General features: G+C 70.7%; 12 protein-coding genes. 6 read left to right on the forward strand and 6 right to left on the reverse strand.

Features of this window, described 5'->3' with window-relative positions; genetic code table 11:
• Nucleotides 1-135 precede the first annotated feature (135 nt).
• The 5 genes from Q2K16_RS26645 (at nucleotide 136) to Q2K16_RS26665 (ending at nucleotide 7,273) form a co-directional block, all read left to right on the forward strand.
• Nucleotides 136-1,233: a hypothetical protein gene (locus Q2K16_RS26645; protein WP_302740886.1), complete on the forward strand. Its 1,098-nt coding sequence runs from the start codon at nucleotides 136-138 to the stop codon at nucleotides 1,231-1,233.
• A gap of 122 nt (nucleotides 1,234-1,355) precedes the next feature.
• Complete coding sequence (gene yidD, locus Q2K16_RS26650) at nucleotides 1,356-1,733, forward strand: membrane protein insertion efficiency factor YidD (RefSeq protein ID WP_302740887.1); 378 nt, start codon at nucleotides 1,356-1,358, stop codon at nucleotides 1,731-1,733.
• 33 nt (nucleotides 1,734-1,766) lie between these two features.
• Nucleotides 1,767-2,252 (forward strand): hypothetical protein, encoded by a 486-nt coding sequence (locus Q2K16_RS26655; RefSeq protein WP_302740888.1) that lies wholly within the window; start codon nucleotides 1,767-1,769, stop codon nucleotides 2,250-2,252.
• Nucleotides 2,253-2,332: 80 nt separating this feature from the next.
• A complete protein-coding gene (locus tag Q2K16_RS26660; RefSeq protein WP_302740889.1) occupies nucleotides 2,333-6,610 on the forward strand; it encodes an AAA domain-containing protein in 4,278 nt (1,425 codons plus the stop codon).
• Nucleotides 6,611-6,715: 105 nt separating this feature from the next.
• Entirely contained in the window at nucleotides 6,716-7,273 is a 558-nt protein-coding gene (locus tag Q2K16_RS26665; RefSeq protein WP_302740890.1) for a class IV adenylate cyclase, read from the forward strand.
• On the opposite strand, the gene tmk is transcribed toward Q2K16_RS26665, so the two are convergent.
• The 5 genes from tmk to Q2K16_RS26690 form a co-directional block, all read right to left on the reverse strand.
• Nucleotides 7,231-7,887, reverse strand: a complete 657-nt coding sequence (tmk, locus tag Q2K16_RS26670) for a dTMP kinase (protein ID WP_302740891.1) — start codon at nucleotides 7,885-7,887, stop codon at nucleotides 7,231-7,233. The two genes, Q2K16_RS26665 and tmk, sit on opposite strands and share 43 nt — an antisense overlap.
• Nucleotides 7,884-9,365, reverse strand: a complete 1,482-nt coding sequence (locus tag Q2K16_RS26675) for a B12-binding domain-containing radical SAM protein (RefSeq protein WP_302740892.1) — start codon at nucleotides 9,363-9,365, stop codon at nucleotides 7,884-7,886. Before Q2K16_RS26675 ends, tmk begins: the two co-directional genes overlap by 4 nt.
• Nucleotides 9,331-10,134 carry a DNA glycosylase family protein gene (locus Q2K16_RS26680; RefSeq protein ID WP_302740893.1) on the reverse strand — a complete coding sequence of 268 codons (804 nt, stop codon included), beginning with the start codon at nucleotides 10,132-10,134 and terminating at the stop codon, nucleotides 9,331-9,333. The genes Q2K16_RS26675 and Q2K16_RS26680 overlap by 35 nt, the downstream gene beginning before the upstream one ends.
• Before the next feature lie 169 nt (nucleotides 10,135-10,303).
• The gene (locus Q2K16_RS26685; protein WP_302740894.1) at nucleotides 10,304-11,200 is read right to left on the reverse strand and encodes a phosphorothioated DNA-binding restriction endonuclease; all 897 of its coding nucleotides are present in this window, start codon (nucleotides 11,198-11,200) and stop codon (nucleotides 10,304-10,306) included.
• On the reverse strand, nucleotides 11,197-14,259 hold the full coding sequence (locus Q2K16_RS26690; protein ID WP_302740895.1) for a DEAD/DEAH box helicase: 3,063 nt from the start codon (nucleotides 14,257-14,259) through the stop codon (nucleotides 11,197-11,199). Before Q2K16_RS26690 ends, Q2K16_RS26685 begins: the two co-directional genes overlap by 4 nt.
• Nucleotides 14,260-14,441: 182 nt before the next feature.
• On the opposite strand from Q2K16_RS26690, the gene Q2K16_RS26695 reads away from it, so the two are divergent.
• A complete protein-coding gene (locus tag Q2K16_RS26695; RefSeq protein WP_302740896.1) occupies nucleotides 14,442-15,128 on the forward strand; it encodes a hypothetical protein in 687 nt (228 codons plus the stop codon).
• Nucleotides 15,129-15,352: 224 nt separating this feature from the next.
• Here Q2K16_RS26695 and Q2K16_RS26700 read toward each other — a convergent pair whose 3' ends face one another.
• Entirely contained in the window at nucleotides 15,353-15,823 is a 471-nt protein-coding gene (locus Q2K16_RS26700; RefSeq protein WP_302740897.1) for a macro domain-containing protein, read from the reverse strand.
• Nucleotides 15,824-15,875: the final 52 nt, after the last annotated feature.

Genomic DNA, 15,875 nt, shown 5'->3' on the forward strand with positions numbered 1-15,875 from the left:
GCGGAGGGCGACAGTCGGGTGAAATCCATCCCCCGATCGGGTGGTAAATCCGTAATGCCGGGTCCGTTGGTCTCGTCGCTGCCGTTGAGCCGGGTGAACACCCCGGTTGGTGGCTCGCACGGCGGAGGGATCGGCGTGGCGATGACTGATTCGACGGGTTCCACCTGGCGCTACACCTGGGCACGGCAGCAGAACGAACGACGGCGGCGGGCCTACCGCACCGTCGAGCGGGCCTGGCGACGCCGCGACGACGAACTGCGGCGGCTGCGGGTCCTCGCCGTCGGCCTGCGGGGCACCGCGGCGGCCGGGGTCGGCCTGCCGTTGGCGTTGACCCCCGGCGAGGCGGTCCTCTGGACGATGCCCGGCGCGCAACTGGTCGAGGTCCGGCACACCGCTGTGCTGCCCGCCCCCGACCTGGTCGTCGAGGCGGAACCGGGGCCGCTGCGCCACCGGCTGCCCGACGGGGTCCGGGCCACCGACGCCGGGATCGCGGTGGTCACCAACCGTCGGCTGGTCCTGGTCGGCGGGCGTGGCCGGCGCGACTGGGCGTACGGGAGGATGACCGGGCTGCTGCACGACCCGGCGGCCCCGGTCACCCTGATCCAGGTCCTGGACCGGCGGCAGACCTCCGGCGTGTTGCTGCCGCCGGGGGCGGCGGCCGAGTTCCGGTTCGTGCTCACCCTGGCCTTCGCCGACGCCATCGAGCAGCGGCCCGCCGTCCTCGCCCAGCTCGACGAGCTGATCGCCACCCACGCCGAGAGCGCGCCGTTCCGGCCGGCGATCGCCACCCCCGCGCAGGCCCGGCTCGGTGCCCGCCTCCCCGGTGGTCGGCGGACCGTCGCGGTGGCCGCCGCGCTGACCCTGGCGGTGCCGGCGGTGCTCGTCGAGTCCGATCCGCCGGTCACCCCCGAGGTGGCGTCGGCGGCCACCGCCGCGCCCGGGCCGGGCGTCACCCCGCCGCGCACCGGGCCGCCGCAGCCGTCGCCGTCGCCGTCCGTGGTGCGGGAGCGGCGCTGCGGGGCCCCGGCCAACCCGATGGGGTACGACTACTGCGGCGGCGAACCCGTGCGGGAACCCGACCACCGGGTCTGCGACTGGTTCGACTGCGTACCGCAGTTCTGGGCCGGTCGCGGCTACCTGGTGCTGTGCCGCGACGGCGCGGTCAGCCTGACCGGCGGCCGGCCGAAGCCCTGCGCCGGCCACGACGGCGTCCGTCGCACCGTCCACCGCTGACCCCTGGGGTGTTCCTCGCGGTTGGGGCGAAGTAGTGGTGTCCGGCCCCGGTTGACGCCGCCACTTCGGCCCACCACCGGCAGGGAAGCCCTGGCCGGCAGGGCTGGCGCGACCGTCGCATCATGTACGGCGTGATCCATGTCAAGCGTAAGCAGCACAAGAAGAAGCGCGACTGGTGCGACGCCGACTGCGACGGCTGTGACGGCCTGCCCTGCTGCGACTTCGGGCTGTTCTCCCTGCTGCTCACCCTCGGCGCGGGAGCGGCCCGGGTGAGCCGCGCGCCGGTGGCGGACCGGGTGGGCCGGGCGGCGATCCTCGGTTACCGGCGGTGGCTGTCGCACCGTTGGCCGGGCCAGTGCCGTTACACCCCGACATGCAGCGCGTACGGGCTGGCCGCCGTCGAGCGGCACGGCCTGGCCGTCGGTGGCCGGATGGCGGCGGACCGGTTGCGCCGCTGCCGGCCGGGCGTCCCGCGGGGCACCCACGACCCGGTCCGCTGACCGTCCGGCGAAGGCCTACCCGACGACGTCGCGGTGGACCTCGACGTCGTGGATGAGCCGGACGGGCTCGCCGTCGGTGGTGCCGACGAAGACGGGTTCCGTGGCGAGGACGCGCCCCCGCCGCCACACCTCGTCGCGGGCGGCGTCCCGGGATCGCGCTGGTCGGCTCGGGGCCACCGTGACCGTCCGGGCCTGTCCCACACCGTCCGCCTCGTCCTGGTCGACGCCACCGGCCGGACGCTCGGCGCGCCACCCGACTTCGACGTGCCGGTGCCCTGGTGGCAGGACGCGGCGGCCGTCGTCGCCGGGGCCCGCGCCGCGTACGACGTCGAGGTGACCGTCCTGCGGCTGCTGGCCGACGACCCCGCCACCCCGGCCCTGCTCGCCGCCGACGACGAGGGGCGGAAGCTGCGTTCCTCGCCGGCATCGAGCCGTCCGGGCGGGCCTAGCACACCGACGACGTGCCGGAGAACCTGGCGCGGGCGGGCGCCGAACCCGGCTGACCGCCGCCGGAGGTGAAGAATGCCGACCGGAGGTCCCGTCCGGGAGGAATTCGCCGGTAGGGTGCCGGGGACCGCCACAGCCAGCAAAGGTGCCGCATGCTCTCCCGCGCCACGTCCGACATCGAATCGCCCGCGCTGATCCTGGAGCGCACCACCGCGCTGGTCGACTACCTGATGGCCGTGCGTGCCCAACTGGAGAAGCCGGCCCGGACGGTGCCCACCGCCGACGTGTTCTGGCAGCACGACCTGCCCGACCACCCCGACTGCCAGGTGGGCGTCTCGGCCGACGGGGTGAGCTGGCTCCAGGTCGGCCTGCCGGCGGCACCCCGGCGGCTGAAGACCCCCGTCGAGTTCGTCGCGCACCTCGCCGACCCCCCGCCCTACCCGGCCGAGCCGAGGCTCACCGGCGACGAGAAGACCATCGCGCGGCTGCGGCCCCGCTTCGAGCAGTGGCGGGAGCAGGACTGGCGGCCCTGGGCCGAGCAGGCCGACCGCACCGACCGGGTACGCCGGCTGCACCGCGCCCTGTTCGACCTGATGCACCGGGTCGACATGACCGCCGCCAGCCACGAACTCGTCTGGGGCCACGGCGTCATCGGCACCGAGGTCGCCGGTCACCGGGTGCGGTATCCGCTGGTGGTGACCCCGGTCGCCGTCGAGTACGACCCCGACCGGTCGGTCGTGCGGGTGGTGCCGCAGGGGCCGGCCCGGCTGCAGACCGACCCGCTGACCGGCCTCGACGAACGCTACCTGCGGCAACTGCTGGCCCTGGCCGGGTCCGGCGGGCAGCTCGACCTCGACGTCTGGGCGGAGTTCGACAGGCGGGAGTTCTTCGAGCGGGCGCTGCGCCGCCTCGGCAACGACCCGGTGCTGCGCGACGCCGACGCCCCCGCCCCCACCGGCCCGTACGTGCACGACACCGGGGTGTTGTTCGTCCGGCCCCGGCAGCGGATGCTGCGCCGCTTCCTGGAGGAGCTGAGGGCCCGGCTGCTCGCCGGCGACACCACGGGCATCGGCGCGCTCGCCGCCATCCTCGCCCACGAGCCGAGCCGGCTGGAGATGCCGCAGGACCAGCCGCAGCGCTGGCAGCCGCTGGGGGAGCGGCTGCTCATGCCGCTGCCCACCAACGAGGCGCAGGAGTCCATCGCCCGCAGGCTCGCCCAGCACCGCAACGTCGCGGTGCAGGGGCCGCCCGGCACCGGCAAGACGCACACCATCCGCAACCTGATCTGCCACCTGATGGCGCACGGCAAACGGGTGCTCGTCGTCGCGCAGAAGGAGGACCCGCTGCGGGTGCTGCGCGACGGCCTGCCGCCGGAGATCCAACCGCTCTGCCTGGCCGTGCTCGGCCGCTCCGCCGACCAGCTCGTGCAGCTCCAGCTCGCCGCCCGGGAACTCTCCGACCGGGGCGCCACCCTGGACCGTCGCGCCGAACAGCAGCGGGTCGACCGGCTGCGCCGGCAACTGGAGGAGGCGGAGCGGGACCTGGGGCTCGCCCTGGCCGGCCTGCGCGCGCTCGCCGAACACGAATCCGCCAGGTACGAGATCGACGGCGTCCGGCTGTCCCCCGGCGACGTCGGTGGGTGGCTGCGCGAACGGGCCGACCGGTACGGCGACATCCCCGACCCGCTCGCCCCCGAGCTGGACGCCCCGCTGACCGGGGAGGAGTTCAGCGACCTGCTCGACATCGCCCGGCGTACCCGGCGGTCCGACCGGGCGCAGGCGTTGCGGGAGCTGCCGACGGCGGCCGACCTGCCGACCGCCGAGGCGATCCGGGACGACCGCCGGGAGCTGGCCGCGACCCGGCACGAACTGGACCGGCTCGCCGACGCCGGGGTGCTGGTCGCCGAGGTACGCGCCGTCGGGCAGCCCGCCCTGGAGGAGCTCGGCGGGCAGCTACGGGAGGCGTTGACCCTGCTCACCGAGCGGGAGGGCGCGTGGACCGACCGCCTCGGCGCGCTGGTGCAGGCCGACGCGAACTGGCGGATCCGGTGGGAGGACCACGTCGCCGCCAGCCAACAGGCGCTCGCCGACCTGGCCGCCGCCGCCCGGGTCATCGCCGGGCACGAGGTCACCGTCGCCGAGCTGCACCTGACCGAACCGCGCCGGCTGCTGGCGCTGCTCGACGAGCTGCGGCAACGCTTCGCCGCCGGCAAGGGCGTCAACAAGCTCTTCCAGGGCACCCTGGCCCGGATCGCCACCGACTGCCGGATCGACGGCGAGGTGCTGCGCAACGCCGACGACGTCGACATCGTCGTCGCGTACGTCACCCGGCGTCGGCTGCGGCAGGCCCTGGCCACCCGGTGGGCGGAGTGGCGCGCGCCGCTCGGCCTGCCCGCCGAGGTCGGCGACGAACCGGAGTACTGGACGGGCCGGCTGCTCACCGCCGCCGCCACCGCCCTGGACTGGGACCGACGGCGCTGGCCGACGCTGCTGCGCACCGTCCGCCGGGTGCTGCCGCGCGCCGAACACACAGTCGACGTACGTCGGCTGACCGCGCTGATCACCCTGCTGGGCCGGGCCACGGCGGTGTTCGTCCACGACGAGCTGGTGGCCGAGGAGCACCGGCTCGACGCGCTGCTCCAACGCGGCATGTCCGGTGTCGACGCCAGCGACCTGTGGCGGCTGCTCGACCACAGCTACCAGGGCGACCTCGACGGCTGGGACGCCCTGCTCGACGAGGTGCGCCGGCTCGCCGCCCTGCGCCCCGAGGCGCAACGCTTCGCCCAGCTCACCGGGCGGCTGCGGCCCGTCGCCCCGGACTGGACCGCCCAGCTTGAGGACGGCGCCGCCGTCGCCCTGCACGGCACCGGCGCGGACTGCCTCGACCGGTGGCGGTGGCGGCGCACGCAGACCTGGTTCGACCAGGTCGTCGGCAGCGTCGACCCGGTGGCCCTGGGCCGGCGCGTCGACCGCACCCGGGAACGCATCCGCCAGCTCACCCGGGAACTCGTGGTCGCCTCCGCCTGGCTGGAGGTGTCGCTGGCGCTGGACGACCGGCGGCGGGCCGCCCTCGCCGACTGGACCACCGCCCTGCGCAAGATCGGCAAGGGGACGGGGAAGAACGCCGCCCAGTGGCAGGCCCACGCCCAGAAGGCGATGACCGCCGCCGTGGACGCCGTGCCCGTGTGGGTGATGTCCGTCGACCGGGCCATCGAACAGTTCGCCGGCGGGGCGCGGTTCGACGTGGTCATCGTCGACGAGGCGTCCCAGGCTGACCTGTTCGCCCTGCCCGTCCTCACCCTCGCCGAACGGGCCGTCGTGGTCGGCGACGACCAGCAGATCGGCCCGCAGCTCTCCTTCGTCGGCAGCGTCACCGGCCTGATCAACTCCCACCTCGTCGACGTGCCGTCGGCCGAGCACTTCGACCCGGAGAGCAGCCTCTACGACCACGCGGTCCGCCGCTCGCCCGAACGCATCCTGCTCACCGAGCATTTCCGGTCCGTACCGGCGATCATCGGTTTCTCCAGCGACACCTACTACGGCGGCGAGATCGAACCGCTGCGCACCGACCGGCCCGCCGGCATCGGCGACCCGGTCGTCGCCGTGCACGTGCCCGAAGGCGTCCGCCAGGAGCTGCCCGGCTACGGCGACGTCAACGTCGCCGAGGCCGAAGCGCTCGTCGCCCGGGTCGCCGCGATCGTCGCCGACCCGGCGTACGCGGGCCGCAGCGTCGGCGTGGTCAGTCTGCTCAGCACCAGCGGGCAGGCCCTCTACCTGCTGGCCCGGCTGCGTGAGGAGATCGGCGCGGAGGAGATGGAACGCCGCCGGCTGCGCGTCGGCGACTCCTACACCTTCCAGGGCGACGAACGCGACGTGGTGCTGGTGTCGACGGTCGTCTCCCCGCACCAGGGCCCGGTCGCCGCCTTCACCAAGCGCGACCATCACCGCCGGGTCAACGTCGCCGCCTCCCGGGCCCGCGACCAGCTCTGGGTGTTTCACTCCGTGCAACCCGACGATCTGCGCCCCGACGACGCCCGGGGCCTGCTGCTGCGCTACTGCCAGAACGTCACCACCGCCGAGGAGGCGTACGACGACCTGGAACGGCGCTGCGACAGCGACTTCGAACGCGAGGTGCTGCGACGCATGCTGCGCCGGGGGCTGCGGCCACTGCCGCAGTTCCGGATCGGCTCGTACCGGATCGACTTCGTACTGCCCGCGCCGGACGGGCGGCGGCTGGCGATCGAGTGCGACGGGGACGCCTACCATGGGCCGGAGCAGTGGGAGAGCGACATGCGCCGGCAGGCGGTGCTGGAACGGGTCGGCAACTGCGTGTTCGTACGGATCCGTGGGAGCGTGTTCAGCCGCGACCCGGAGGCGGCGCTGACGCCGCTGTGGCAGCGCGTCGAGGAGTTGGGGATCGGGGCGCGCTGATCGGCACCGAAGAAGGAAGCGTCCGGTCAGGGTGTCGCTCGTTCAGCCGGTGGGCGCTGTGATTGGGTGATCCGGTACGAGACCAACCGGGTTCATGGAGATGCGATGGCCACCGTTTTGCGGGAGATCGAGGTCAAGTACCGGGTGGTCGAGCCGATGGAGCTGATCCGGGCCCTGACTGCCCGGGGTGCCGTCTTCTCCGCGCCGATCCGCCAGGACGACCAGGCGTACGCGGCCAACGGTTGGACCTATGGGCAGAGCAAGGCGGGCGCGGCGTTCGCCCGATTGCGTACCGAGAACGGCCGGCACACCTTCTGCGTGAAGAGACCGCTGGAGAACGAACTGGCCTGCGCGGAACACGAGACTGAAGTCCTGGATCGGGAGCCGATGCACGCGGCGATCCTCGTTATGGGGTTCTATCCGACCACCCGGATCGTGAAAGCCCGACGCACGGCCCGGATCGACGACATGCAGCTCTGTCTCGACGAGGTCGACGGCCTTGGCACGTTCTTCGAGATCGAGACGATGATCGGCGGTGACCGGTCGGCGACCGAGGTCCAGCAGGAACTGGACCGGTTCGCCCGCAGTCTCGGCGTGGAGTTGGTGCGCAGCACCGAGACCTACGATTCGCTGCTGCGCTCGGCATTGCCGGCCGGTGGCTGAGTGCCGGCTGTGGCGAGCAGCTCCCTGACTTGTTGCAGCAGTTCGGCTGCCACCTCTTCGGGGTTCTGCTCGCCGACGTCGTGCCGGTGAACGGGAAAACCCGCCTTCGCCAGCTCCACCGCCACCTGGTCGTAGCGTTCACGTTCCTGCCGCCCCGCTTCCGGACCACCTCGGTGGAACCGGCTGTGGATGCCGCGAGCGGCGGCTCTGGCTCGGGAACGGGCCGGGTCGCCGGTGAGGATGATGGTGAGATCCGGACGATCGACGTGCTGGTTGAGGGCCCAGATGAAGTCACCGTCCACACCGTCGAGCCGTTGCAACACCAGCGAGGTGGCCAGGTAGCGATCACAGATGACCGCCTTCCCTGCGGCGAGCGCCGGACGGATCTCGGTCTCCAGATGGTGGTAGCGGTCGGCGGTCACCAGACAGGCGAGCGTCAGACCACGGTAGTCGTCCGTGCCGTGCCGTGCTGTCTCACCCAGCACGGTGTGGCTCGGTTCCTTGGTCTGGTGGACCTCCCACCCGTCAGCGGTCAGGAGGCGGGCGAGCAACGCGGCAGCGGTCGTCTTGCCGACACCGCTCGGGCCCTCAAGAACGATGAATCGGCCGGTCATCGCGTCGTCGACCGGTCATGTTGGGTGCGGGCCAGCTCGACAAGCCGGCGTCGGACGTGGGACAACTCGACCTCCCCGAACTGGAGATTGACCGAGAAGTTGAATTCGTCGCGGGCGCGCATCGCTTCATCCAGTCCGTCGTCGGTCAGGTCCACTGCCGTGTAGGCGAGAAGATCAGCCGGGTCGTACCGGCCGGTCGCCATCAGCCGGTGCCACTCGGGCGTGCCCGGATAGGGCCGGAACTCAAAGACACTCGCGCGGAATCCTCCGGGCGTGTTCTCGGTGAGGTCCCACAGTTCGTGGACGTGCCGGACGGTCGCTTCCAGTTCGTCGTACGTCTCGGTGGGCAGGCCGAGGATGAAGTAGCCCTTCACGCTGATACCCAGGCGAGTGAGGCGGCGGACCACCTCCCGCGTCAGGTCCGGTCTGATCCGCTTGCCGATGTGTCCCAGGAGACGCTCACTACCAGACTCGATGCCCAGGGCCACCTCGCGACAGCCATTGCTGGCAAGTTGCTCCAGCAGGGCATCGTCGGCACGGGCAAGGATGTTGATGCGCCCAGTGGCGTCCCAGACGTACCGGCCGCCGATGCCCACCTCGCAGAACGCGGCCATGCATCGCCGGATGAAGCGTTCGTGGCCGAGGAAGAGGTCGTCGACGAATCGGAAAGCTGTCACGCCGTAACGGGCATGCAGCTCGTCCATTTCGGTGATGATGTTGGCCGGTTCGCGGGTGCGGATGGTGACGTCCGGGTTGGCGCTGACAGCTGCCCCGCAGAACGAACAGTCGTACGGGCAACCACGGGCACCCACCATGGCTGCCTCAAGCGGTCCAGATTCTGACCGGTAGGGGTCGGCGGCGAAGAACCGGCGGTCGACGAACGGTAGGGCATTGATGTCGGGAGCCAGGTGCCACGCAGTCCCCGGAATGCCGCCCGTGACCGGCGTGCCCAGCACGGGATCTCGCCACATCACCCCCGGCAACCGCACCCGGTGACGGCGATCTTCGAGGAGTTCCGCCACCCGGGTTTCCCCTTCGCCGACGACCAGCGCTTCCAGCCGGGCGAACCGGGGGTCTTCGATCACGGCCTGCGGCATCGCCTTCGCCTGATGCCCACCGACCATGATCTGGATCGTCGGATCGAGCCCGGCGGCGATCCGGGCACTCAGGCGGTAGGTCGGTGCCAGCAGATTGAAACCCACCCAGCGGGGCGCGACCTCATTGACGACCGTCTGGATGTGGTCGATGCCGAGGCCGAGGGATTCACCATCCAGGACGCCGACGGTGAAACCCTGTGCTGCGGCGTAAGTCGCGAGGTAGCCCATCCCGAGCACCGGCAACGTGAAGTCGTTGACCCGAGGACGGAGTGTGTAGTCCCGCAGTGGGGCGTTGACCAGCAGGAGATCGATCGGTGTGCCGGGGGCGACGCCGAGAATGAGATGGTCAGACAGTTCCGGCCTGTTGCGTGCCGTAGGCAAGCGTGAGGAGGGTGTACGTGGCCAGGTGCTCACCGGTCAACCGCCGCCATTGTCGCGCGAAGGCCGGCTCGTCAGCGGCCCAGCGGTGGTGGGGGTTCGCGTGTCGCGCCCAGGTGCGGACAGCGAGGTCGGCATAGGGGTAGAGAGCCCAGTCGTTGCTCCAGTCGGCGACAGTGGCACCGGCGCTCCACGGGCCAATGCCAGAAACGGTCTGGAGTTCCTTGACCAGGACCGACGGTGACAGCTCCGCCCAGGAGCGCCCGTGGTTGAGGAATGCGGTGGCGGCGTGTCGAAGTGGTCTGCGCTTGAACGACATGCCACTCTCGGCGAATTCGTCATCGCTCAGGGTTAGCACACGTGTGGCGGATGGAAAAGTGTGAAAGTCCGTCTCGCCGGATGGTGCGATCACGTCGCCGAAGCGGCTGCAGAAGTCCCGGTACAGCCTGCGGGCCTGTCCCGCGCGGATCACCTGCCGGATGATTGCCGTTGCGAGCGCTTCCCATAGACTGGGGTTACGAAGGCGTGCCACCGATCCCATTCGAACCAACGGAGCGTGGATGGGTTCCGCCTGCGGACGGGGTGCCGCCGGGAGCGAGAAGACATCCAGGGGCGGTGGGGTCTGTTCGCCGTGCACGTGGGTCGTAGTCACCTGCTGGCCCCGGACCTCGATGATCCAGGCAGCGCCTGTGTCGAGGGTCAGGATACGGGACGTACGATGACCCTCCGCATGCCAGGCCGGATGGTCGGTCATGAGAAAGTCGAAGCTCACGGGACCCCCGGCGTGTTCGTCTTGACCGATCCGGGGATTGTTCCACTGTCGCCCCTGGATGTCTGCCCGGCTCGCCGCACGAGAACCGGAGAGCATCCCCCCCCGCCGACCTACGCGCCGCGTGAGCAGCCTCAGACAGCACACGTTCGCTCCGCGATCTGACTTCTCCTCACACCGACAGCGGCTTGCCTTTGAACACCTCCCGACGATGCCAGGTGACGTGTGTAGCGGCCGGTACCAGAGTGCCGGGGCGCGGACGCAACTCCCGGCCGTGCAGTTCGTAGGTGGCGCGGCCGACCGGCGTCCGGGCAGTGAAGGCGGCGGAGACTTGGATATGCAGATCCGCGTCGAGCCCGAGTACACCAAAGTCGAACAGCTTGTGGTGCAGCACGCACAGCGCCAGTCCATTGTCCGGCTCGTCCGGGCCGTCGAAGGCGAACCAGCGCACATGTGCTGCCTCCACCCCGACACTGGCGTTGCCGAGCTGCCCGTCGTACCCGCAGAAGGCGCACTGCCGATCCCACGCCTGCAACACCGCCCGCCGCCAGCCGGCGTCACGTCTACGGCCTGGCAGAGACGCGACCCCGGAGGCCTGGAGCACGTCAACGGGGTCCAGGCCGACGGCGGTCAGCACGTCCGGCGCGACAGTGGCCGGGAAATTCCGCTCCACCAGCGTACGGGCCACCCTCCGCAGCAGCTCGGGGCTCCGTCGCAGTGCCGACTCGGTGGCGCTGTCGAACCGCCCGGCCACGTCGTGGGTTGCCAGAGGACCGGTGAGGTCCATCGGTACGTCCCGGTCCAACGTCCACACACCATCGGTGCGAAGGCGGGTGAACGGGTATGCGGCGCTCTGCGCCCGGCTCGTTCTCGACGGCGGGCCGAACTCGGCGATGAGGTCACTCAACCGCTCCTGTGCGTGTGACCAGGGCAGCTCACTGGTGCCGGTGTGGGTGAGTTGACCGAGGGCCAAAAGCACGAGGAGCGGCTTGTGTGGCGCACGACGGCCGTGCTGCTGGTGCAGTCGCAGGGAGGTGAGGCGGGCCAGCACCTCCTGAGAGAAGGTCATGCGGCGATGGTGCGGGCCGCCGCATACAGGTCGGCGGGTAGCGGGGTCGCCAACTCCCACACGATCCGCATCGGCCGATCGCCGCTGTGCTGCCGGTAGGTCATCGGCCCGGCGTACAGGTAGGCCGGCGCGCCCAGGTCCCGGTCCGGCACCCGGGTCTCCCGGACGAACAGGTGCACCGTCGAACCCCGGGCCGCGTGGTGGACGTACCGCTGCCCGGTTGCCGAGGACGCCGACGTGGTGCTCTGTGACTCCCACTGGAACAGCCGCTCGGTGATGGCCCGGTCGGCGTACATGGTGGTGGGGGAGTAGTGCTGCTCCGACTTGACCAGGGTGACGAAGAACAGGTCCGCCTGCTCGGCCGCCAACCACTTCACCCCTTCCCGCAGCGACCCGGGGTTGGTAATGCCGAACGCCGCGCACGCCTCGTTGCGGCTGTACCGGGCGTGCACCCGCAGCACGCCGACCGGCGCGGTGACCCGGTGGATGCGGTCCCGCAGCACCTCGGCGACCTGGCGCAACTCGGTGCAGCGGGACTGCTCCGCCCACAGCTGGTTGAGTCGTTCCTCCCGGGCGGCCAGCGGCACCTGCGGCCCCCACAGATCGAAGTGCAGCATGTGCCACAGCCGCCCGTCGGGCGGCGATGAACCGGCGGCGACCCGGGCCAGCAGGTCGAGCCGGTCGACGTCGTCGAGGTGCAGCATCCGGCCGATCGCCCGGCCCAACTCGCGGTCGGCCGGGCCGGGGGCCGAGGTGTCGAGGCCGGCGAGCCGCCGCAGCCCGGCCCACCCGCCGGTCGACGCCGACCGGTAGATGTCCTCCACCTCCAGGCCGGTCTCCCGCAGGAACTCGGCGAGGCCGACGTCGCCGAGTTGCCGCAGCTCCGCCAGCAGGCCCTTCTTCGACGTGGGCAGCGCCGTGCGCAGGTTGGCGAGCACGATCTCCTTGGCGACCCGGTCGAGCTGCACGTGGCAGCCGCTGGGCAGCGACGGGAAGTCCTGCTCCACGGCGGCGCTGACGGCCCTCCGGCTGACCCCGGTCAGCGCCCGCCACCGCAGGTCGAACCGGAAGTTGGCGTGCTGCCCACCGATGAAGTCGAGCACGGTCAGGCACGGCTTGTCGTCGTCGAGGCGCAGCCCACGGCCGAGCTGTTGCAGGAAGATCGTGGCGCTCTCGGTGGGCCGCAGCATCAGGATCGTGTCGACCATCGGCAGGTCGACACCCTCGTTGAACAGGTCGACCGTGAACAGCACCCGCAGCTTCCCGGCCTTGAACTCCCGCAGCAACCGGTCGCGCTCCGCGCGGTCCGCCCGCGAGGTCACCGCCGCCGACGGCACCCCGTGCCGGGTGAACCAGTCCGCCATGAACTCGGCGTGCCCGATACCCACGCAGAACCCGATCGCCCGCATCCGACCGGTGTCCACGGTGTCCCGCACGGCCTTCAGAATGATCCGCGCCCGTGCGTCGTCACCGGTGTAAACCCCGTCCAGATCCGCCAGATCGTACCCCTGGCCGCGCCGCCACCGCAGGTGCGACAGGTCCGTGTCGTCGTGCACCCCGAAGTACTGGAACGGCGCGAGTAGTTGCCGCTCCAATGCCTCCCACAGGTGCAGCTCCACGGCCGCGCGTCCGTCGAACCACCGCCGCACGTCGCCGCCGTCGGCCCGGTCGGGCGTCGCGGTGAGCCCCAGCAGTACGCGCGGTGCCAGCCGCTCCAACAACCGGGCGTACGTCGCTGCTTCCGCGTGGTGGAACTCGTCGACGATCACCATGTCGTACGCCTGCGGGTCGATCTCCCGGCGTTGGAGCGACTGGATGGAGGCGAAGACGTGCGTCCAGTCTTTCGGCACCTGGCCGGCCACCAGGGTTTCGCCGAAGCTACCGTCGCCCATGACCTGCCGGAACGTCGACAGGCTCTGCCGCAGGATCTGCTCCCGGTGGGCGACGAACAGCAGCGAGTCGACCTGCCCGGCGCGGTGCAGCCGCCGGTAGTCCAGGGCGGCGACGACCGTCTTGCCGGTACCGGTCGCCATCACCACCAGGTTGCGGTGCCGGCCGTGCACCTGCCGCTCGGCGTCCAGGTCGGCCAGGATCTCCGCCTGGTACGGGTACGGCCGCACGTCCAGGTTGGCGATCTGTGTCGGTGCGTCCTCGCGCCGTTCCCCGCTGAGGGCGTGGCGCAGCCGCTCGGCGTCCCGTCCGGCGTCGTAGGTCTCGAACGCCGGGTCGTTCCAGTAGTCCTCGAACGTGGCCGTGAAGGTGTCGATGACGTGCGGCTGCTCGACGTTCGAGATCCGGACGTTCCACTCCACCCCGTCGACCAGCGCGGCTTTCGACAGATTGCTCGAACCGACGTACGCGGTGGTCAGGCCGTTGCCGCGGCGGAACAGCCACGCCTTGGCGTGTAGCCGGGTGGTGCGGGTCTCGTAGGAGACTTTGACGTCGGCCCCGAGTTCGGCGAGCCGGTCGAGGGCGCGTTGGTCGGTCGCGCCCAGGTAGGTGGTGGTGATGACGCGCAGCTTGCCACCGCGCTGGATCAGCTCGCGGATGGCGGGTTCCACGACGCGCAGGCCGTACCACTTGATGAACGCGCAGAGCAGGTCCACGCTCTGCGCCGACGCCATCTCGTGGTTGACCTCGTGGCCGATGCGCGGCTGGTGCTTGCCGTTGACGAGTAGCGCACCGGTGGACAGCGGGGTGGTGGGGCGCTGCGGGAAGGTCGGCTGGGCCGGGGGTGTGGGCGGGGCGGCGATGGCGTGCAGGAGGTTGCGGGCGTCGGCGATCTGGTCGTGCCGGTCGGTCGCGGCGGGGCTGAGGGTGGCGACGGCCTCGACGATCCGGTTGGTCAGCTCGATCTGGTGGCGGAGCTTGTCGTCGCCGTTCGGAACGGCTTGCAGGGCCCGGCTGATCAGGGCGGCGAGGTGACGGGTGAGGGGCTGGTGGGAGTCGGCGGGGTCGAGGGGGTGGTGCTGGACCTGGGCGGGGTCCAGGGAATTGAGGCGTGCCGAGAACTGGTGGGTGACCAGATGCTCGTAGATCCCCGCCTCAAGCTCGTCCATGACGGTGGAGGTTAACGGGTCCTCCCGACGGCGTGGGTGGCTGGATCGTCAGCCGTGGTCGTTTGTCGGTGTGACCACGCAGCACGTACGCCGCGACGGCACGTGGGGAAAACGATCCGAGCCGAGCAATACCCTCGCCTCCGCGAATACACCTTTGTCGGCGCTCGATACCATCCATTGCTGTGGATGACCTCACGATCGAGCAACGGGCTAGCAAGCTTCTTGAGGGCGGAAACGACAAGGAGGACGTCCGTTTCTTCCTGTCCCGTCTGCTGCAGATCCAGGAGGATCAGGGGCGCAGTGCCAGCCGGGCGCTGGCGCGGGGAGCCGGCCTCGGGCTGGTATTCGTCGTCCTCACCTACGGCAAACTGCTGGAGGTGGAGTTGCTGGGGGTGAAGGTCCAGGACATTTCGCCCGTGCGGGTCGCCATTCCGATTGCCGTGATGTTCACGGTGCTTCGGGCGGTGACCCTCCTGCGAATCTCCCTGTTCTATCGTCGCGTCTTCGGCGAAGTAGTGGCGCGGTACCTGCCGGGTTGGCAGGATTCCGGGCTTGTACCGTTGCTCAGCCCCTGGAACGGACCGATGTCGACCCATGCCAGCGCGGTACGACTCGATGTCGGCGAGCACCCCGGAGTCAATCGCCTGCACCGGACGATGAGATCACTGGACGCATGGTCGGGCATCGTTGCTCTGACGGGTTTCCAGGTCTACGCGTTCGTCGTGCTGTTTCACGATCCGAAGATTCCCGCCGTCGCCGCCCTCGTCTCGCTCGCCGTGTCGTTGATGCTGATGGCTTTCGTCGCTGTCTACCTGGCGTTCACCAGGCGAGGGATACCGACCTCTGCGGCGAGCAGAATTCTGGCGTAGCGGCCCGGCGAACCGGTCGCCCGCGACGACCGGTGTCCGGCTCACACCTGCCGTGCAGGTCCCGCACGCAATGCCACATGCCACGCCGTCAGCCCTGGGAAGAGCTGCCCGACAGGGTTCGCGATCAGGTGTCCCGCCACGTCAGCCCGATGCGCTGTCCGCTGGTCCACCTGAACGTCAGGAGCAGAGGAGCACTCATCATGAATGCGTGTCGGGCGCAGGGCTCAAGACCGACCAACAGCGCCTTCCGGGGGGAACACCAGCACCCGCACGTCGGGCAGGTCACCGAACGCCCGCGCGATCATCGGCTGGACGACCTCCCAGTCGAGTCCGCCGGCACCGCAGCCGAGGGCGGGCACCGCCACCGAGCGGATCTGCCGTTCCCGGACGACCCGGGCGAGGTCGGACAGGCCCGACTCGATGTCGGGCAGCTTCGCGCTTGCCCGCCAGTTCCCCTTGGTCGGGAAGTTGATGACATAGCGGTGGCGGCCGGGCCGGCCGGAGTCGACCACGAACATCCGGCCCGGCCGCACGTCGTTCGCCGCGCAGGCGGCCCGGTAGGCGGCGTAGTTGGCGGGGTGGGCGTGCTTGAACTGGAGGGCGATCCCCTTGCCCATCACCCCCACGGTGTTGACGGCGTTGACTAGTGCTTCGACGTCGGCGGTGAGCAGGTCACCGTCGCTCAGGACGATCATTCGTACCCCTTCCCGGTGGTGCTGTCGTACCAGTCGGGTGTGACGTGGACGT

Source organism: Micromonospora cynarisoli, from assembly GCF_030518815.1.
GTDB lineage: Bacteria > Actinomycetota > Actinomycetes > Mycobacteriales > Micromonosporaceae > Micromonospora > Micromonospora wenchangensis.